The 19,692-nt window shown below is 70.1% G+C and carries 13 protein-coding genes; 7 read left to right on the forward strand and 6 right to left on the reverse strand.

Features of this window, described 5'->3' with window-relative positions; genetic code table 11:
* Positions 1–21: 21 nt before the first annotated feature.
* Positions 22–3,165: an isoleucine--tRNA ligase gene (gene ileS, locus ACWD68_RS13950; RefSeq protein ID WP_451806658.1), complete on the reverse strand. Its 3,144-nt coding sequence runs from the start codon at positions 3,163–3,165 to the stop codon at positions 22–24.
* A 582-nt stretch (positions 3,166–3,747) separates the two neighbouring features.
* Between ileS and ACWD68_RS13955 the strand changes: the two genes are divergently transcribed.
* From ACWD68_RS13955 to ACWD68_RS13975, 5 genes are all read left to right on the forward strand, one after another.
* Positions 3,748–4,845: a TraR/DksA C4-type zinc finger protein gene (locus ACWD68_RS13955; protein WP_451806659.1), complete on the forward strand. Its 1,098-nt coding sequence runs from the start codon at positions 3,748–3,750 to the stop codon at positions 4,843–4,845.
* A gap of 124 nt (positions 4,846–4,969) precedes the next feature.
* Positions 4,970–5,596, forward strand: coding sequence for a signal peptidase II (gene lspA, locus ACWD68_RS13960; protein WP_451806660.1), 627 nt, complete (start codon positions 4,970–4,972; stop codon positions 5,594–5,596).
* A 120-nt stretch (positions 5,597–5,716) separates the two neighbouring features.
* Entirely contained in the window at positions 5,717–6,661 is a 945-nt protein-coding gene (locus tag ACWD68_RS13965; RefSeq protein ID WP_451806661.1) for an RluA family pseudouridine synthase, read from the forward strand.
* 38 nt (positions 6,662–6,699) lie between these two features.
* A complete protein-coding gene (locus ACWD68_RS13970; protein WP_451806736.1) occupies positions 6,700–7,170 on the forward strand; it encodes a GNAT family N-acetyltransferase in 471 nt (156 codons plus the stop codon).
* Between the two features lie 78 nt (positions 7,171–7,248).
* The gene (locus ACWD68_RS13975) at positions 7,249–8,835 is read left to right on the forward strand and encodes a Na+/H+ antiporter (protein ID WP_451806662.1); all 1,587 of its coding nucleotides are present in this window, start codon (positions 7,249–7,251) and stop codon (positions 8,833–8,835) included.
* A gap of 111 nt (positions 8,836–8,946) precedes the next feature.
* Here the strand turns inward: ACWD68_RS13975 and ACWD68_RS13980 are convergent, their stop codons facing one another.
* Positions 8,947–10,098: a mechanosensitive ion channel family protein gene (locus ACWD68_RS13980; RefSeq protein WP_451806663.1), complete on the reverse strand. Its 1,152-nt coding sequence runs from the start codon at positions 10,096–10,098 to the stop codon at positions 8,947–8,949.
* 173 nt (positions 10,099–10,271) lie between these two features.
* Here ACWD68_RS13980 and ACWD68_RS13985 point away from each other — a divergent pair, with 173 nt between their 5' ends.
* Positions 10,272–10,841: a dienelactone hydrolase family protein gene (locus ACWD68_RS13985; protein WP_451806664.1), complete on the forward strand. Its 570-nt coding sequence runs from the start codon at positions 10,272–10,274 to the stop codon at positions 10,839–10,841.
* Between the two features lie 28 nt (positions 10,842–10,869).
* Here ACWD68_RS13985 and ACWD68_RS13990 read toward each other — a convergent pair whose 3' ends face one another.
* The 4 genes from ACWD68_RS13990 to ACWD68_RS14005 form a co-directional block, all read right to left on the reverse strand.
* Entirely contained in the window at positions 10,870–12,537 is a 1,668-nt protein-coding gene (locus tag ACWD68_RS13990) for an alkaline phosphatase D family protein (RefSeq protein ID WP_451806665.1), read from the reverse strand.
* Between the two features lie 156 nt (positions 12,538–12,693).
* Positions 12,694–13,542, reverse strand: coding sequence for a thioredoxin domain-containing protein (locus ACWD68_RS13995; RefSeq protein WP_451806666.1), 849 nt, complete (start codon positions 13,540–13,542; stop codon positions 12,694–12,696).
* 93 nt (positions 13,543–13,635) lie between these two features.
* Positions 13,636–14,322, reverse strand: coding sequence for a hypothetical protein (locus ACWD68_RS14000; RefSeq protein ID WP_451806667.1), 687 nt, complete (start codon positions 14,320–14,322; stop codon positions 13,636–13,638).
* A 97-nt stretch (positions 14,323–14,419) separates the two neighbouring features.
* Positions 14,420–15,748 (reverse strand): DUF2252 domain-containing protein, encoded by a 1,329-nt coding sequence (locus tag ACWD68_RS14005; protein ID WP_451806668.1) that lies wholly within the window; start codon positions 15,746–15,748, stop codon positions 14,420–14,422.
* Positions 15,749–16,014: 266 nt separating this feature from the next.
* Here ACWD68_RS14005 and dnaE point away from each other — a divergent pair, with 266 nt between their 5' ends.
* On the forward strand, positions 16,015–19,554 hold the full coding sequence (gene dnaE, locus ACWD68_RS14010) for a DNA polymerase III subunit alpha (RefSeq protein ID WP_451806669.1): 3,540 nt from the start codon (positions 16,015–16,017) through the stop codon (positions 19,552–19,554).
* The last annotated feature ends 138 nt before the right edge of the window (positions 19,555–19,692 follow it).

A 19,692-nucleotide genomic window follows, 5' to 3' on the forward strand; every position in this document is an offset into this window, starting at 1 on the left:
GCTCGGGTGCGCCGGTCTTCGTTACGCCTTGCGGAGGCGGAAGACCAGGGACAGGCCCTCGTCCGTGAAGGGCTCCCCGTAGGCGCCGTCGGCTTCGCCCTGGGCGAAGTCCGTGGCGAGGACCTCGTCGGCGATCAGACCGGCGTGCTCGCCGAGTGCCGCGATGACCGCCGGGTCCGTGGAGGTCCAGCGGAGCGCGATGCGGTCGGCGACGTCGAGGCCGCTGTTCTTGCGGGCCTCCTGGATCAGCCGGATCGCGTCACGGGCGAGGCCCGCCCGGCGCAGCTCCTCGGTGATCTCCAGGTCGAGGGCGACGGTCGCCCCGGAGTCGGAGGCCACCGACCAGCCCTCGCGCGGGGTCTCTGTGATGATGACCTCGTCCGGGGCCAGGGTCACGGTCTCGCCGTCGACCTCGACGGACGCGGTGCCCTCGCGCAGGGCCAGGGACAGGGCGGCGGCATCGGTCTCGGCGATGGCCTTCGCCACATTCTGGACGCCCTTGCCGAAGCGCTTGCCCAGCGCGCGGAAGTTCGCCTTCGCCGTCGTGTCGACCAGTGAGCCGCCGACCTCGGAGAGTGACGCGAGCGAACTCACATTCAGCTCCTCGGTGATCTGCGCGTGCAGCTCGGGGTCGAGGGTCCCGAAGCCGGTCGCCGCGATCAGCGCGCGGGACAGCGGCTGCCGCGTCTTGACGCCCGACTCCGCGCGCGTGGCCCGGCCGAGCTCGACGAGACGGCGGACCAGCACCATCTGGCGCGACAGCTCCGGGTCGATGACCGAGAGGTCCGCCTCCGGCCAGGTCGACAGGTGCACGGACTCGGGGGCGTCCGGGGAGACCGGGACGACCAGGTCCTGCCAGACCCGCTCGGTGATGAACGGGGTCAGCGGGGCCATCAGCCGCGTGACCGTCTCCACGACCTCGTGCAGCGTGCGCAGAGCGGCCTTGTCGCCCTGCCAGAAGCGGCGGCGGGATCGGCGGACGTACCAGTTGGAGAGGTCGTCGACGAAGGCCGACAGGAGCTTTCCGGCGCGCTGGGTGTCGTACGCCTCCAGAGCCTGCGTCACCTGGTCGGTGAGCGCGTGGAGTTCGGAGAGGAGCCAGCGGTCCAGCACCGGGCGGTCTGCGGGGGCCGGATCGGCCTCGCTGGGCGCCCAGTTGGTGGTGCGGGCGTACAGCGCCTGGAAGGCGACGGTGTTCCAGTAGGTGAGGAGCGTCTTGCGGACGACCTCCTGGATCGTGCCGTGGCCCACGCGGCGGGCCGCCCACGGGGAGCCGCCGGCCGCCATGAACCAGCGCACCGCGTCGGCGCCGTGCTGGTCCATCAGCGGGATCGGCTGGAGGATGTTGCCCAGGTGCTTGGACATCTTGCGGCCGTCCTCGGCGAGGATGTGGCCGAGGCACACGACGTTCTCGTACGAGGACTTGTCGAAGACCAGGGTGCCGACGGCCATCAGCGTGTAGAACCAGCCGCGCGTCTGGTCGATGGCCTCGCTGATGAACTGCGCCGGGTAGCGGCTCTCGAAGATCTCCTTGTTCTTGTACGGGTAGCCCCACTGCGCGAACGGCATCGAGCCCGAGTCGTACCAGGCGTCGATGACCTCCGGGACGCGGGTCGCCGTCAGGCCGCAGCCGTCCTGCGGGCACGGGAAGGTCACCGCGTCGATGTACGGGCGGTGCGGGTCCAGGTCCGACTGGTCGGTGCCGGTCAGCTCGGACAGTTCCGCGCGCGAGCCGACACAGGTGAGGTGGTTCTCCTCGCAGCGCCACAGCGGGAGCGGGGTGCCCCAGTAACGGCTGCGGGAGAGCGCCCAGTCGATGTTGTTGTTCAGCCAGTCGCCGAAGCGGCCGTGCTTGACCGACTCCGGGAACCAGTTGGTGTCCTCGTTCTCCTGGAGGAGACGGTCCTTGACGGCGGTCGTGCGGATGTACCAGGACGGCTGCGCGTAGTACAGCAGCGCGGTGTGGCAGCGCCAGCAGTGCGGGTAGCTGTGCTCGTACGGCACGTGCTTGAAGAGCAGGCCGCGGTTCTGCAGGTCCTCGGTGAGCTTTTCGTCCGCCTTCTTGAAGAAGACACCGCCCACGAGCGGGACGCTCTCCTCGAAGGTGCCGTTCGGGCGGACCGGGTTCACGACCGGGAGGCCGTACGCGCGGCAGACCTTGAGGTCGTCCTCACCGAAGGCGGGGGACTGGTGGACCAGGCCCGTACCGTCCTCGGTCGTCACGTACTCGGCGTTGACCACGAAGTGCGCGGGCTCGGGGAACTCGACGAGCTCGAACGGACGTTGATACGTCCAGCGCTCCATCTCGGCACCCGTGAAGGACTCGCCCGTGGTCTCCCAGCCCTCGCCGAGCGCCTTCTCGACGAGCGGCTGCGCGACGACGAGCAGCTCCTCGCCGTTCGTCACGACGACGTAGGCGACATCCGGGTGCGCGGCGACCGCGGTGTTGGAGACCAGCGTCCACGGCGTGGTCGTCCACACCAGGAGCGCGGCCCGGCCGGCCAGCGGACCGGAGGTGAGCGGGAAACGGACGTACACGGAGGGGTCGACGATCGTCTCGTAGCCCTGCGCCAGCTCGTGGTCCGAGAGGCCCGTCTCGTCGCGCGGGCACCAGGGCGCCACGCGGTAGTCCTGGACCAGCAGGCCCTTGTTGAAGATCTCCTTGAGCGACCACCACACGGACTCGATGTACTCGGGGTCCATGGTCCGGTAGGCGTCGTCCAGGTCGACCCAGTAGCCCATGCGGTTCGTCAGCTCGGTGAAAGCGTCGGTGTGACGGGTCACGGACTGGCGGCACCGGTCGTTGAACTCGGCGATGCCGTACGCCTCGATGTCCTGCTTGCCGGTGAAGCCGAGTTCCTTCTCGACCGCCAGCTCCACCGGGAGGCCGTGGCAGTCCCAGCCGGCCTTGCGGCCCACGTGGTAGCCGCGCATGGTGCGGAAGCGCGGGAAGACGTCCTTGAAGACGCGCGCCTCGATGTGGTGGGCGCCCGGCATGCCATTGGCGGTGGGCGGACCTTCGTAGAACACCCACTCCGGCCGGCCCTCGGACTGCTCAAGGCTCTTGGCAAAGATCTTCTGCTCACGCCAGAAGTCGAGCACGGCGTGCTCGAGGGCGGGCAGGTCGACCTGGGCGGGCACCTGGCGGTACGTCGGCGCTGTCATCGGCGAGCTTCCTCCAACGGACTTTCTGCCTTCCGTCGGAGGGACGAGAGCCTTGTTGCTGCGGACGCCGTGTGCGGCGCGCTCCCGCGGTACCACCCTCCTTGGCTCCCCGGTGCGCCGTTCGCACCAGTGAGCCCCCTCATTGGGGTCGCGATGCCGGGTCTACTGGCCCCTGAGGGGTGTTCTGCCGACGGCTCCGGGGTGATCTTCGCGTCGCGCTCGCCCCCGGGCTTCCACCGTCCCCGGGTCGCTCCTGGCCGCGTACGCCGCTACTCGTCCCCATCCACGCTTCTCGCTGCGCCCAGTGTACGGCGCCCCGGGGACAGCGGCCGACCGGATTTCCCGGGCGCCGCCGTGGCCTGCGCGGTGACCCGAATGGCGAGGTGCACGCTTCCGGATCCTGGGACGCCGGGCCCGGCGGATTACCCGGCGGGGAGCTGGGCACAACGCATGCAGGCTTGCCGCGCGGGGCTCGCGAGGCGGGCGAATCGTGGGCGTGCCCCGTTGCCGCGGGCCAGAAGTCGATTTATCGTCCCAGCACGATTCGCGAGCAAGATCACAATATGTGAAGGGGCCGCGGCCATGGTGGCGAAGAAGACCGCCGTACAGCAGTCGGCGTCCGGCAGATCCACCGGTGCGGCGGCCAAGGACGTGGGTGGGAAGAAGACCGCACAGGGGGGTCCCGCGACGGGTGAGGCGAAGCCGGTGAAGACGACCTCCAGGGCCACCCCTCCGGCAGGGAAGGCGCCGCCCGCGAAGACGGCGAGCGAGACCGCAGACAAAGTCGACAAAACCGTCGACGAGGCGGCCGACGGGGCTGTGAGCAAGACGGTCGTCGGGACGGCCGACGGGAAGTCGGCCCCTTCGAAGTCCGCGAAGGCCGCGACGGCCGAGGCCGGCGCTTCGAAGGAGGCAGCTTCCGAAGCGACGTCCTCGAAGGCGGCTGACACGACAGCGGCGTCCCCGGGCACCGCGTCCACGAGATCCGCGTCCACGAAGGCGGCGGCCAAGAAGCCCACCGCCAAGAAAGCCACCGCGAAGAAGACGGCGGCAGCGGCGAGGAAGCCGGTGTCCAGGAAGTCCGCGGCCAAGAAGAGCGCCGGCACGGCGAGGAAGAGCACCAGCACGGCCAAGAAGACGGCCGCTTCCGCGGCCCAGGGTGCGGCCGAGGCCGCGAAGACGACGGGAGCCACGACGGTGGTTGCGAAGAAGACTCCTGGCACGGCCACGGCTGCGAAGAAGGCCACCGCGGTCCCCAAGGCGCGGCTCGCCGCGGTGGAGCCCGGCGAGCTCGCGGTGCGCCCGGGCGAGGACCCCTGGACCCCGGAAGAGGTCGGGTCGGCACGCGCGGAGCTCCAGTCGGAGGCGCTGCGGCTGCGCACCGAGATCTCGTCGTCCGAGGAGGCGCTCGCGGGCCTGATGCGGGACTCCGGCGACGGCGCGGGCGACGACCAGGCGGACACCGGCACGAAGAACATCACACGCGAGCACGAGATGGCGCTCAACTCCAACGCGCGCGAGATGCTGGAGCAGACCGAGCGCGCCCTGGACCGCCTGGACGCGGGCACCTACGGGCTCTGCGAGAACTGCGGCAATCCGATCGGCAAGGCCCGCATGCAGGCCTTCCCGCGCGCCACCCTGTGCGTGGAGTGCAAGCAGAAGCAGGAGCGCAGGCACTGAACCGCGGGCGGCAGCGGGAGCGCCGCCGCCTCGTGGTGCGCGAGGGCTCCTGAGCACAGGGGCCCAGGAGGGTGTGCCGTACCCTCGTCCTCAGTCAGGAACCTAGGTCGAGGGACTCACTCACGTGGCAGAGGCGGAGCGCATCATCGGTACGCCGGACATCCCGGAGGCGGCGGGAGCCGAGCCGGGGAAGACCGACGGGAACGTGGCGGCGTCGGGCGACCGGTCCGGCGCCGACGGGCCGGCCCCGGCCGAGCGGCCCAAGGGCAGGCGCAGGATCGCCGTGCTCTTCACTGTGGCCGTGCTGGCGTACGCCCTCGATCTCGTCAGCAAGATGATCGTGGTGGCGAAGCTGGAGCACCACGACTCGATCGAGATCATCGGCGACTGGCTGAAGTTCGAGGCGATCCGCAACGCGGGCGCGGCCTTCGGCTTCGGCGAGGCGTTCACGATCATCTTCACGGTGATCGCCGCGGCGGTGATCGTCGTCATCGCCCGGCTCGCCCGCAAGCTCTACAGCGTGCCGTGGGCCATCGCCCTGGGCCTGCTGCTGGGCGGTGCGCTCGGCAACCTGACCGACCGGATCTTCCGCTCGCCCGGCGTCTTCGAGGGCGCGGTCGTGGACTTCATCGCGCCCAAGCACTTCGCCGTCTTCAACCTCGCCGACTCGGCGATCGTCTGCGGCGGCATCCTGATCGTGCTGCTGTCCTTCCGGGGCCTCGACCCGGACGGCACGGTCCACAAGGACTGACGTACGGGGCCCCCGGCCGGGCGGTCACGGCCCGCGAGGGCGCCCGCCGGGCGGCCTCCAAGCGCACTGGCGTTCGGGCTGTGGTCCGGCGGTGTCCGAGCCGTCCGGCATACTCGACGGGTGAGCACCGTTCCCGAGATCCGCACCCTGCCCGTGCCCGACGGCCTGGAGGGCGAGCGCGTCGACGCCGCCATCTCCCGCATGTTGGGCTTCTCCCGTACCAAGGCCGCAGAGCTCGCCACGGCGGGGAAGGTCACGGTCGACGGCTCGGTGGTCGGCAAGTCCGAGCGGGTGCACGGCGGCTCCTGGCTCGAGGTGGAGATGCCGCAGGCCCCCGCCCCCGTGCAGATCGTCGCCGAGCCCGTCGAGGGCATGGAGATCGTGTACGACGACGACGACGTGGTCGTGATCATCAAGCCCGTCGGTGTGGCGGCGCACCCCAGCCCGGGCTGGTCGGGCCCGACCGTCATCGGCGGTCTCGCGGCCGCCGGCTACCGGATCTCGACCTCCGGCGCCGCCGAGCGCCAGGGCATCGTGCACCGCCTCGACGTGGGCACCTCGGGCCTGATGGCCGTCGCCAAGTCGGAGCACGCGTACACGTCGCTCAAGCGCCAGTTCAAGGAGCGCACGGTCGACAAGCGCTACCACGCGCTCGTGCAGGGCCACCCGGACCCCACCAGCGGCACCATCGACGCGCCCATCGGACGCCACCCGAACCACGACTACAAGTGGGCGGTCACGGCCGAGGGCAAGCCCTCGGTCACGCACTACGACCTCATCGAGGCGTTCCGCGCCGCCTCCCTGCTGGACATCAAGCTGGAGACCGGGCGCACCCACCAGATCCGCGTCCACATGGCGGCCCACCGGCACCCCTGCGTCGGCGACCTGACCTACGGCGCGGACCCCACGCTCGCCAAGCGCCTCGGCCTCACCCGCCAGTGGCTGCACGCCGTGCGGCTCGGCTTCGAGCACCCCGCGGACGGACGCTGGGTGGAGCTCGAGAGCGGCTACCCCGAGGACCTTCAGCAGGCACTCGACAAGGTCCGTGAGGAGAGCTACGCGTGAGCTGCGGCCCGGACGGGGCGGCGGGCGCCGCCCCAGCGGTGCGGAGCGGTGCCTACGAGGTGCGGGTGGCCGAGGACGCCGCAGACCGCGAGGCCTGTTTCTCCGTGCGCAAGGACGTCTTCGTCGGTGAGCAGGGTGTCCCGGAGGACATCGAGTACGACGCGTACGACCCCGGCGCCCTGCACGTGCTGGCGGTCCGCGAGGACGGCCTGCCGCTCGGCACCGGGCGGCTCCTCCAGGGGGAGGCGGCCGCGGCGAAGGTCGGCGGGGATCCGGCCGTCGGCTCGCTCGGACGCCTCGCCGTGACGCGCGAGGCGCGCGGGCTCGGCGTCGGCGCCGCGCTCGTCGGTGCCATCGAGGACGCGGCACGCGCGCGCGGCCTGGCCGCCGTGGACCTGCACGCGCAGACCCACGCTCTGGGGTTCTACGAGCGGCTCGGGTACGTGGCGTACGGACCGGAGTTCCCGGACGCCGGAATGCCGCACCGCGCGATGCGCAAGGCCCTGTGAGCGGGGATTGTCGTAGGGGCGTGGCACGCTTGACGTCTGGTTCGCCTTTGATCGTCTAGACCTGCCGGAGCGCTGACCGTGGATCAGTTGGCCCTGCTGTTCGTGCTGTTGCTCGGGGCCGTGATCAGTGTCCCGGTGGGAGAGCGGTTCGGGCTCCCCGCACCGGTCCTGATGACGCTGCTCGGCATAGTGCTGGCCGTGCTGGAATTCGTCCCCAACGTGGACATCCCGCCGGAGCTGATCCTGCCCGCGCTGCTGCCGCCGCTGTTGTACGCGGCGGTGCGGCGCACCTCGTGGAGACAGTTCACCGCCAACCGGCGCCCGATCTTCCTGCTCGCCGTGGCGCTCGTGTTCGTCACCACGCTCGCCGTGGCGGCCGTCGCCCACGCGATCGTGCCCGGCCTGCCGGTCGCCGCCGCGGTGGCGCTCGGCGCGCTGGTGGCGCCCCCCGACCCCGTGGCGGCCACCGCCGTCGCGGGACAGCTCGGGCTGCCGCGCCGGCTGGTGTCGATCCTGGAGGGGGAGGGGCTCTTCAACGACGTGACGGCCATCGTGCTCTACCACGTCGCGATCGCCGCCGCGGTCAGCGGGAGCTTCTCGCCGTGGCGGGCCGGACTCGACCTCGTGCTGTCGGCCGTCGTCGCGGTCGTCATCGGATTCGCCCTCGGATGGGCGGCGAACAGACTGATGTCGCTGCTCGGCGACGCGACCCTCCAGATCGGGCTGACCCTGCTGGTGCCGTACGCCTCGTACGTGCTGGCGGAGGAGCTGCACGGTTCCGGAGTGCTCGCCGTGCTCACCACCGCCCTGTTCCTCGCGGAGTACGCCACCGACGCCGACGACGTGCTGACCCGGCTCGCCGGGTCGACCGTCTGGGACGTGGTGGACACGCTCGTGACCGGCGTCGCCTTCGGGCTCATCGGGCTGGAACTCCACAACGCGATCCGTACGGCGTCGGGGCGGTGGGGCGAGATGCTCGGCTGGGCCGCCACCATCGTGGTCGTGGTCGTGCTCGTACGCCTGGTCTGGCTGCTGCCCGCGACCTGGCTGACCAAGCGGCTGCACGCCAAACGGGACTACGACGAGGAGATCCCGACATCGTGGCGGGAGACCGTCGTGATGTGGTGGGCGGGTATGCGCGGGGTCGCCTCCGTGGCCCTGGCGCTCGCGATCCCGCTGGAGATGGACGACGGGTCGCCGTTCCCCGACCGGGACGAGATCGTGTTCATCGCCTTCGGCGTGATCATGGCGACCCTGGTGATCCAGGGACTCACCCTGCCGTGGCTGGTCAGAAGGCTCGGGGTCCGCGCCGACGAGGACGTCGAGAAGGCCTTCGAGAAGGAACTCGCGGTGCGGGCCGCGAAGGCCGCGAAGCGGCGGCTGCGGGAGATCGAGGAGGTGGAGGAGCTGCCGGAGGAGGTCTCCGAGCAGCTGCTGCGCCGGGCCTTCGACATCGGGGTGCGGATCAGCCCCGACATGGGGGACGAGGAGCGGCGCGAGGCACACGAGCAGCGGGTGCGGCGGCTCAAGCGGATGCGGCGCATCCAGGCCGAGATGATGAGCGCGGCCCGGCACGAGGTGCTGTCCGCGCGGAGCGAGGCCGGAGCCGATCCGGAGATCGTGGACCGCGTCCTGAGGCACCTCGACGTACGCAGCCTGCGCTGATCCGCCTCCGGCCCCGGCACCGTCCGCACACCGGCCGCACACGCGATGGCGCGGCCGAGCGCGGAGGACGGAGCCGGGGACCCGGAGGGCCTTCGGTTCTCGGGGGCGGAGTCAGCCCCGCCCGGGGCCCGTCCGGGGTGGCTCGTGGATGTGGCGGACGTGGTTCGCGCGGGCCGCCACTCCGTCCGCGCCGTCCGGCTCCGCGGGCCCCGGGCGCCGCGTCTGCCCCGGGGGAAGCACGGCCTCGGCGGTGTTGACGCGGGGGAGCGCGTGCGGGTGCTGTTCGGTCAGCCAGCGGATCAACTGCTCGCGGACCGTGACCCGTACCGTCCAGATGTCGTCCGCGTCCTTCGCGGTGACCAGGGCGCGGACCTGCATGGTGTTGGGCGTCGAGTCGGTGACGGCGAGGGCGTAGTCACGGCCGTCCCAGGCCGGGCACTCGCGCAGGATGTCGCGCAGCTTCGCGCGCATCGCCTCCACCGGGGCGGAGTGGTCGACGTGCAGGAAGACGATGCCGGTCATCTGGGGGGTGCCGCGCGACCAGTTCTCGAACGGCTTGGACGTGAAGTACGAGACCGGCATGGTGATCCGGCGCTCGTCCCAGGTCCGTACCGTCAGGAACGTCAGGGTGATCTCCTCGACCGTGCCCCACTCGCCGTCGACCACCACCGTGTCGCCGAGCCGCACCATGTCGCCGAAGGCGATCTGCAGACCCGCGAACAGGTTCGCGAGTGTGGACTGGGCGGCGACACCGGCGACGATGCCGAGGACTCCGGCCGAGGCCAGCAGCGAGGCACCGGCCGCGCGCATCGCCGGGAAGGTGAGCAGCATCGCGGCGATCGCGACCACGCCGACGACCGCGGAGACCACCCGCTGGATCAGCGTGACCTGGGTGCGGACCCGGCGGACCCGCGCCGGATCGCGGTGCGCGTTCGCGTAGCGGGTGTACGAGGTCTCGACGATCGCCGTCGCGATGCTGACCACCAGCCAGGCGGCGGCGCCGATGAGGATCAGGGTCAGGGTCCGGCCGATGCCGATCCGGTGTTCCACCAGCAGCTTCGCCTGGTCGTACGAGCCTCTGAGCAGGGCCGCGAACAGGAGCAGCTGGAAGGGGACACGGCCGCGGCGGAGCAGACCCCACAGGGAGGTCTCGCTGTGCCGGTCGTCCACCCGACGCAACAGGCGGTCCACGGACCACCCGATGAGCAGCGTGAGCACGACCGAGCCACCGACGACGATCAGCGGGCGCAGTACGTTCTCCATGGCTGAGAACCTAACCGGCCTCGGGCGGTCATGAACATGTGTTCTCCGGGCGGAACGGGGTATCCCCTCCGCGCTGGACGACGGAGCACCCCTCCGCCTGACACGGAGCGGCCCCCGCCCGGCACGGGGACGGGCGCCCGGCGCTGTCGGTGCTGGCTGGCACCATGGGACCCATGAACATCATGCTCTTTCACTCGACCTACGGTCCCCGGCCGGCGGTGCGCGCGGCGGCGGACCGGCTGCGGGCCGCGGGACACGAGGTGTGGACGCCCGACCTCTTCGAGGGGCGCACCTTCGAGACCGTCGAGGAGGGCATGGCCTTCAGCGACGAGATCGGCAAGGACGAGCTGCTCAAGCGCGCGGTCCTGGCCGCGGCGCCCTATTCCGAGCGCGGCCTGGTCTACGCGGGCTTCTCCCTCGGCGCCTCCATCGCGCAGACCCTGGCCCTCGGCGACGAGAAGGCCGTCGGTCTGCTCCTGCTGCACGGCACGTCGGACATCGCCGAGAGCGCGTCGGTGGACGAACTGCCGGTCCAGCTGCATGTCGCCGAGCCCGACCAGTTCGAGACGGACGACTGGCTGAGCGCCTGGTATCTCCAGATGCAGAGAACCGGAGCCGATGTGGAGATCTACCGGTACGCGGGCGCTGGGCACATCTACACCGACCCCGGTCTGCCCGACCACGACGCCGAGGCGGCCGAGGCCACCTGGAAGGTGGCGCTCGGCTTCCTCGACAGCCTGTAGCCCGTCAGCGGGGGCGTCGTCGGGCCGGTCAGACCGGGTCGTACGTCCGCTCGACCTTCTGCGTGCCGCTGGGCGTGCGGTACGAACGGGCCCAGGACGAGGTCGCGTTCGGGTTCGTGCGGTCGGAGAGCACGTAGTAGTCCATCTGCGCGCGGGTGGCGGTGATGTCCAGGACGCCGTAGCCGTGGCGGTCGGTGTCGACCCAGTGGACATGGCGGTTGGCCGCGCGGATGACCGGGGAGGCGATGGCCGAGACGGTGCCCTCGGGGACCTTGACGATGTCGTCGAGGTTGTCGGAGGTGATCGAGGTGACCACGAACTCCGTGGCGGCGGAGGCGGACAGCGGGTACGTTCCGGCGTCCACCGGCACGTCGTTGGCCCAGGCCATGTGGATGTCGCCGGTCAGGAAGACCGTGTTGCGGATGGCGTTGGAGCGCAGATGCGCGAGCAGTTCGCGGCGGTCGTCGGTGTAGCCGTCCCACTGGTCGGTGTTGAGGGCGATGCCCTCCTGCGGGAGACCGAGCAGTTTGGCGAGCGGCTTGAGAAGGTCGGCGGAGAGAGAGCCCACGGCGAACGGCGAGATCATCACCGAGTTGCCGACCAGACGCCAGGTGGTGTCCGAGGACTTGAGCCCGGACTTCAGCCAGTCGAGCTGGGCGCGGCCGGTGAGCGTACGGTCCGGGTCGTCGACCGAGCCGCTCGCCGTGGACGCCTGCTGCGACCTGAAGGAGCGCAGGTCGAGCAGCGAGAGGTCGGCGAGCTTGCCGAAGCGGAGCCTGCGGTAGGTGGTGCCGGCGATCGCCGGACGGACCGGCATCCACTCGAAGTAGGCCTGCTTCGCGGCGGACTGACGGGACGACCAGGTTCCCTCGGCACCCTCGGTGTGGTTGCCCGCGCCGCCCGACCAGGAGTTGTCGGCGAACTCGTGGTCGTCCCAGATCGCGACGACCGGCGCCTTGTGGTGCAGGGCCTGAAGGTCCGGATCGGTCTTGTAACGGCCGTGCCGGGTGCGGTAGTCGGCGAGGGTGAGGATCTCGTTGGCGGGGGCGTGCGGACGTACGACCTTGCCTCGGGTCCCGTACTCGCCGGACTTGTACTCGTAGATGTAGTCGCCGAGGTGCAGCCAGGCGTCCAGGTCGTTCCGGGCCGCGAGGTGGCGGTACGCCGAGAAGTAGCCGGCCTCCCAGTTGGCGCAGGAGACCACGCCGAAGCGCAGGCCCGGCACGGCCGCGTCCGCCGCCGGCGCGGTGCGGGTGCGCGCCGGTGGTGAGTCGGTGCCGCCCGCAGAGAAGCGGAACCAGTAGTCGGTGGCCGGAGTCAGGCCGCGGATGTCGGCCTTGACCGTGTGGTCGGAGGCGGCCGTGACGATGGTGGAACCCTTGGAGACGATCGTGGTGAACGCCTTGTCCTTGGCGACGGTCCAGCTCACCTCGGTGTCCGGGCCGAGTCCGGAACCCGGTATCGCCTGGGAGTCGGGTGTCACCCGGGTCCACAGCAGGATGCCGTCGGGCAGCGGGTCACCGGAGGCGACACCGTGCAGGAATGCGGGCGCCTCGGCGGCGCGGGCGGGCAGGGCGGCCGCGAGCGGGGCGGCGAGGACGGCGGTGGCGGCCGCGGCCTTGACGACCGTACGGCGGCGCGGAGCGCGGGAGTTGAGGCTGCCCGCGGAGTCGGTTGATCTCTGTCGACTGGTCACGGGCGATGAGGTTACCGAGCGGTACAAGCCAAGAGCGGGCGAACCGGAAAAGTTCGCCCGCTCTTTGGCTTTTCGCCGCTCAGGTCACTCGGACCACATGGGCCGCGCAGATCGCCCAACCGTCGCCGTGGACGGCTCGGGGCGCCGCGCCGACGGTCAGGCCTTGAGGGCCGCGTCGATCGCCGTGGTGAAGTCGGCGACCGTCATCGGAGCGTTCTTGCCGTCCGAACCGGTTAGCGTCTTGCCGTCCATCACCAGGCTCGGTGTGCCGTTGACACCGTCCTTGTTGGTGTTGAACGTCTGGGACATGGCCAGCGCCCAGGCGTCGTACTTGCCGCTCTTGACGGCGTTCTGGAACGTGTTGTTGTTCTTGAGCGCGCCGACCGTGTTCGCCACCTTGATCAGGTAGTCGTCGCTCTTGAACTTGTCGTCCGCCTCATCGGGGTGGTACTTCGCCGAGTAGAGCGCGGTCTTGTATTCCAGGAAGGCTTCGCCGCTCACGTTCAGCGCGGCGCCCAGGGCGCTCATCGCGTTCTTCGAGCCCTCGCCGCGGGAGCCGATCTGGATCTTTCCCTTGTCGTCGGAGTCGCCGTCGAGGAACGTGCCGCCGATGTACTGGATCTTGTACTTGCCTGCGTCGAAGTCCTTCTTCAGGGTCGAGCCGACAGTCTGCTCGAACGAGGCGCAGATCGGGCAGCGCGGGTCCTCGTACAGCTTCAGGGTCTTCTTCGCGGTGCTCTTGCCGAGGACCACGGTCGTGCCGTCGGTGCCCGTGGTGTTGGCCGGAGCGACGACCTTGTCGCTCGCGACGGCCTCCCACTGGCTGGGCTTGTTGTTCTGCACGACCGCGTAGCCGATGCCGCCCGCTATCGCGAGCACCGCGACGAGGGAGCCGGCCACGATCGCCTGGCGCTTGACCTTGTCGCGCTTGGCCTGGCGCTCGCGTTCGACACGCAGCTTCTCGCGTGCCGCCGTCTTGGACGCCTGGCTGTTCCGCTTGCTCATGGTGGTGATCTCCATCAGGGACGCGCACTCGTCGTACGCGGAATACGTATGGGGGACTGCTGGCGCTCAGGGGCTGTGCCCGGGAGCGGTCGCTCAGGCGAAGGCGACCGGGCGGGGCGGTCCGCGGCGTCCCAGGGAGTGCACGAACAGGCGGGTACGGGCGGCGATCGACCGGCGCGCGGTGCGCGGCAGCGGACGGGCCGGGGCGAGCCGTACGGTCACCGCGGCGACGGCGAGCAGCAGCGGCCGGAACGTCGTCGCGGCCACGGCCCGCAGGAGCTGGTCCAGGGCGCGCTCGCCGCGGCGCAGCCAGGCGGCGGCGAGCAGGCCGACGGCGACATGCGCGCCGAGCAGCAGCCAGGAGGCGGCCGGGTCGGCCTGCGCGAGCAGGGCGGCGGCCCGGTCGGGGGCACCGCCGGTCACCCGGGCCAGCGGGGTGCCCACGCTGCCGCCGCCGCACAGCACGTCGAAGCCGACCGAGCGCAGCGGACCGGCGACCGGGCCGCCCGCCCTGCCGTAACAGACGTGCTGGCCCGCGGTGAACACGGTGTCGGCGGCCAGTTCCAGCGGGATCAGCAGGGCCGCGATCCGGCCGAAGCCCCGCTCACGGCCCGCCAGCGCGAAGGCGAGGGCGAAGACGGCGGCGGCGATCACGGCCACGGTGGACAGCGGCAGCGGCACTCGGGACAGCAGCACGTGCGACGCGGCGGAGAGTGTCACGACGACGGCCGTGAACACTGCCGCGCGAACGGCTCTGAGCTGGGTCCCGGATATGTCCATAGCGGAGGTGAGTCTCCCACGCGCTCCCGTAAGCGTCCCCTAAAGGGTTCCTGTGCGTTACGGGAGCGTTGTGGGGAGAGCAGTGCGGGGCGGGGCCCTACAGTCCCGGGATCCGTCCGTTGCGGAACAGGTCCACGAAGATCTGGTGGTCGCCGCGGGCGCGGGTGCCGTAGTCGTGCGCGAAGTCCACGAGAAGGCCGGCGAAGCCGTCCTCGTCGGCCGCGATGGCCGCGTCGATGGCCCGCTCCGTGGAGAACGGCACCAGCTCCGAGTGACCGCTCTCGTCGTCCGCCGCCGCGTGCATCGTGGCCGTGGCCCGGCCGAGGTCGGCGACGACCGAGGCGATCTCCTCGGGGTCGTCGATGTCACCCCAGTCCAGGTCCACCGCGTACGGCGAGACCTCGGCGACCAGCTGGCCCGCGCCGTCCAGCTCGGTCCAGCCGAGCCACGGGTCGGCGTGCGCCTGCAGGGCGCGCTGCGAGATCACCGTGCGGTGACCCTCGTGCTGGAAGTACTCGCGGATCGAGGAGTCCGTGACGTGCCGGGAGACGGCCGGGGTCTGGGCCTGCTTGATGTAGATCACGACATCGTTCTCCAGGGCGTCGCTGTTGCCCTCCAGAAGGATGTTGTACGACGGCAGCCCGGCCGAGCCGATGCCGATGCCGCGGCGGCCCACGACGTCCTTCACGCGGTACGAGTCGGGGCGGGCCAGCGAGGACTCCGGAAGCGTCTCCAGGTAGCCGTCGAAGGCCGCGAGGACCTTGTAGCGGGTGGCGGCGTCCAGCTCGATGGAGCCGCCGCCCGGCGCGAACCGGCGCTCGAAGTCGCGGATCTCCGTCATCGAGTCGAGCAGCCCGAAGCGGGTCAGCGAGCGGGCGTCGCGCAGCGCGTCCAGGAGCGGGCCGTCGGCGGTCTCCAGCGTGAAGGGCGGCACCTCGTCGCTCTTGGCACCGGTGGCGAGGGAGTGGATGCGCTCGCGGTAGGCGGCCGCGTACACCCGCACCAGCTCGGTGATCTGCTCGTCGCTGAGGGCCTTCGCGTAGCCGAGGAGGGCCACGGAGGCCGCGAAGCGCTTGAGGTCCCACGTGAAGGGGCCGACGTAGGCCTCGTCGAAGTCGTTCACGTTGAAGATCAGGCGGCCCTGGGCGTCCATGTACGTGCCGAAGTTCTCGGCGTGCAGGTCGCCGTGGATCCACACCCGCGAGGTCCGCTCGTCCAGGTACGGGCCGCCCCGCCTGTCCTGGTCGAGATCGTGGTAGAAGAGGGCCGCGGTGCCGCGGTAGAACGCGAAGGCGGAGGCCGCCATCTTGCGGAACTTCACGCGGAACGCGGCCGGGTCGGCGGCCAGGAGCTCGCCGAAGGCGGTGTCGAAGACGGCGAGGATCTGCTCGCCGCGTTGCTCGGCGCTGAGCTGCGGGACCGACATCGCTGGGTGCCTCCTGGTGCAGGTGGTGCGTGACATGACGGGACGGGCGCGCCGCCCCTGGGACGAGGGGTCCGTCCACTTCCAACGGACGAAGATACGCGGGAGTGCCCGGGGCCCGGCGGCGAACTCCGGCCCGGGATCCTGTGCCCCCACATGAAGGTACGGGTGATCCTCCGCCGAGTGTCAGTCCCGCGTCATAGACTTCGACGCTGACCCCCAGACTGTCCGCAGCCTGTCGCCAATAGTTCTTCTTGGAGGACAAAGCCGTGTCAAAGCCGCCGTTCACGCACCTGCACGTCCACACCCAGTACTCGCTGCTGGACGGTGCCGCGCGGCTCAAGGACATGTTCGACGCGTGCAACGAGATGGGCATGACCCATATCGCGATGAGCGACCACGGGAACCTCCACGGCGCCTATGACTTCTTCCACACCGCGAGGAAGGCGGGCGTCACCCCGATCATCGGCATCGAGGCGTACGTCGCCCCGGAGTCCCGGCGCAACAAGCGCAAGATCAAGTGGGGTCAGCCGCACCAGAAGCGCGACGACGTGTCCGGTTCGGGCGGTTACACGCACAAGACGATCTGGGCGGCGAACCGGACGGGCCTGCACAACCTCTTCAAGCTCTCCTCGGACGCCTACGCCGAGGGCTGGCTCCAGAAGTGGCCCCGGATGGACAAGGAGACCATCTCCCAGTGGTCGGAGGGGCTCATCGCCTCCACCGGCTGCCCCTCCGGCGAGCTCCAGACCCGGCTGCGCCTGGGCCAGTTCGACGAGGCCCTGAAGTCGGCCGCCGAGTACCAGGACATCTTCGGCAAGGACCGCTACTTCCTGGAGCTGATGGACCACGGCATCGAGATCGAGCGCCGGGTCCGCGACGGACTCCTGGAGATCGGCAAGAAGCTCGGCATCCCGCCCCTGGTGACGAACGACTCGCACTACACGTACGCGCACGAGGCGACCGCCCACGACGCCCTGCTGTGCATCCAGACCGGCAAGAACCTCTCCGACCCGGACCGCTTCCGCTTCGACGGCACCGGCTACTACCTGAAGTCGACGGACGAGATGTACGCGGTCGACTCCTCGGACGCCTGGCAGGAGGGCTGCGCGAACACCCTCCTGGTGGCCGAGCAGATCGACACGACCGGCATGTTCGAGGCGAAGAACCTCATGCCGAAGTTCGACATCCCCGACGGCTTCACCGAGGTCACCTGGTTCAAGGAGGAAGTCCGCCTCGGCATGGAGCGCCGCTTCCCCGGCGGCGTCCCCGACGACCGCCAGAAGCAGGTCGAGTACGAGATGGACGTCATCATCCAGATGGGGTTCCCGGGGTACTTCCTCGTCGTCGCCGACTTCATCATGTGGGCCAAGAACCAGGGCATCGCGGTGGGCCCCGGCCGCGGCTCCGCGGCCGGCTCGATCGTCGCGTACGCCATGGGCATCACCGACCTCGACCCGATCCCGCACGGTCTGATCTTCGAGCGGTTCCTCAACCCCGAGCGCGTCTCCATGCCCGACGTCGACATCGACTTCGACGAGCGTCGGCGCGTCGAGGTGATCAGGTACGTGACCGAGAAGTACGGCGCCGACAAGGTCGCCATGATCGGCACGTACGGCAAGATCAAGGCGAAGAACGCCATCAAGGACTCCGCGCGCGTGCTGGGCTACCCGTACGCGATGGGCGACCGGCTCACCAAGGCGATGCCCGCCGACGTCCTCGGCAAGGGCATCGACCTGAACGGCATCACCGATCCCAAGCACCCCCGCTACAGCGAGGCGGGCGAGATCCGCGGGATGTACGAGAACGAGCCGGACGTGAAGAAGGTCATCGACACCGCCAAGGGCGTCGAGGGCCTGGTCCGGCAGATGGGCGTGCACGCCGCCGGCGTGATCATGTCCAGCGAGCCCATCGTCGACCACGCCCCCATCTGGGTGCGGCACACCGACGGCGTGACCATCACCCAGTGGGACTACCCCCAGTGCGAGTCGCTGGGCCTGCTCAAGATGGACTTCCTGGGCCTGCGCAACCTCACGATCATGGACGACGCCATCAAGATGGTGAAGGCCAACAAAGGCATCGACCTGGAGATGCTCGCCCTCCCGCTGGACGACCCCACGACCTTCGAACTGCTCTGCCGCGGTGACACCCTCGGCGTCTTCCAGTTCGACGGCGGCCCGATGCGCTCGCTGCTCCGCCAGATGCAGCCCGACAACTTCGAGGACATCTCCGCCGTCTCGGCCCTCTACCGGCCGGGCCCGATGGGCATGAACTCGCACATCAACTACGCGGAGCGCAAGAACGGCCGCCAGGAGATCACGCCGATCCACCCGGAGCTGGAGAAGCCGCTCGAGGAGGTGCTGGCGGTCACCTACGGCCTGATCGTGTACCAGGAGCAGGTCCAGAAGGCCGCCCAGATCATCGCCGGGTACTCGCTCGGCGAGGCCGACATCCTGCGCCGCGTGATGGGCAAGAAGAAGCCCGAGGAGCTGGCGAAGAACTTCACCATCTTCCAGGCCGGAGCCAAGAAGAACGAGTACAGCGACGAGGCGATCCAGGCCCTGTGGGACGTGCTGGTCCCCTTCGCCGGCTACGCCTTCAACAAGGCCCACTCCGCCGCGTACGGACTGGTCTCGTACTGGACCGGCTACCTGAAGGCGAACTACCCGGCCGAGTACATGGCCGCGCTGCTCACCTCGGTGAAGGACGACAAGGACAAGTCGGCCGTCTACCTCAATGAGTGCCGGCGCATGGGCATCAAGGTGCTGCCGCCCAACGTGAACGAGTCCGAGCAGAACTTCGCCGCCCAGGGCGACGACGTGATCCTCTTCGGCCTCTCGGCCGTCCGCAACGTCGGTACGAACGTCGTGGAGTCGATCATCCGCAGCCGCAAGGCCAAGGGGAAGTACGCCTCCTTCCCCGACTACCTCGACAAGGTCGAGGCGGTCGCCTGCAACAAGCGCACCACGGAATCGCTGATCAAGGCGGGCGCGTTCGACACGATGGGGCACACCCGCAAGGGCCTCACCGCGCACTTCGAGCCGATGATCGACAACGTTGTGGCGGTCAAGCGCAAGGAGGCCGAGGGGCAGTTCGACCTCTTCGGCGGCATGGGGGACGAGGACACCAGCGAGCCCGGCTTCGGACTCGACGTCGAGTTCACGCCCGACGAGTGGGACAAGGTCTATCTGCTCGCCCAGGAGCGGGAGATGCTCGGCCTGTACGTCTCCGACCACCCGCTCTTCGGCCTCGAGCACGTGCTGTCCGACAAGGCGGACGCGGGCATCTCCCAACTGACCGGGGGCGAGCACGCGGACGGCGCGGTCGTGACGATCGGCGGCATCATCTCGGGCCTGCAGCGCAAGATGACCAAGCAGGGCAACGCCTGGGCGATCGCCACCGTGGAGGACCTCGCGGGCTCCATCGAGTGCATGTTCTTCCCGGCGACGTACCAGCTGGTGTCGACCCAACTCGTGGAGGACGCGGTCGTCTTCGTCAAGGGACGCCTGGACAAGCGCGAGGACGTGCCGCGCCTGGTCGCGATGGAGCTCCAGGTCCCGGACCTGTCGAACGCGGGCACCAACGCGCCCGTGATCCTCACCATCCCGGCGCTGAAGGTCACTCCGCCCATGGTCAGCCGCCTCGGCGAGATCCTCAGCCACCACAAGGGCGAGAGCGAGGTCCGCATCAGGCTCCAGGGCCCGCGCAAGACCACGGTGCTGCGGCTCGACCGGCACCGGGTGAAGCCGGATCCGGCGCTCTTCGGAGACCTGAAGGTGCTGCTCGGCCCGTCCTGCCTGGCCGGCTGACGGGCTGCGGGCCGTAGGGCCCGGCAGAGGCCGTCACGACGGGACACCGGCCCGGCGGAAGCCGGGCGACGAGGCACGCACCGAGGGGCGCATCCGGTACCGGATGCGCCCCTCGGTGCGTGCCTGGGCCTCAACGGC

It is taken from the genome of Streptomyces sp. NPDC005141, from assembly GCF_053599975.1.

Bases quoted from the DNA above. Each gene is read 5' to 3' on its own strand.
- ACWD68_RS14000 (WP_451806667.1), bottom strand. From the start codon at position 14,322: ATGGACATATCCGGGACCCAGCTCAGAGCCGTTCGCGCGGCAGTGTTC.
- ACWD68_RS13995 (WP_451806666.1), bottom strand. From the start codon at position 13,542: ATGAGCAAGCGGAACAGCCAGGCGTCCAAGACGGCGGCACGCGAGAAG.
- ACWD68_RS13980 (WP_451806663.1), bottom strand. From the start codon at position 10,098: ATGGAGAACGTACTGCGCCCGCTGATCGTCGTCGGTGGCTCGGTCGTG.
- ACWD68_RS13955 (WP_451806659.1), top strand. From the start codon at position 3,748: ATGGTGGCGAAGAAGACCGCCGTACAGCAGTCGGCGTCCGGCAGATCC.
- ACWD68_RS14005 (WP_451806668.1), bottom strand. From the start codon at position 15,748: ATGTCGGTCCCGCAGCTCAGCGCCGAGCAACGCGGCGAGCAGATCCTC.
- ileS (WP_451806658.1), bottom strand. From the start codon at position 3,165: ATGACAGCGCCGACGTACCGCCAGGTGCCCGCCCAGGTCGACCTGCCC.
- ACWD68_RS13985 (WP_451806664.1), top strand. From the start codon at position 10,272: ATGAACATCATGCTCTTTCACTCGACCTACGGTCCCCGGCCGGCGGTG.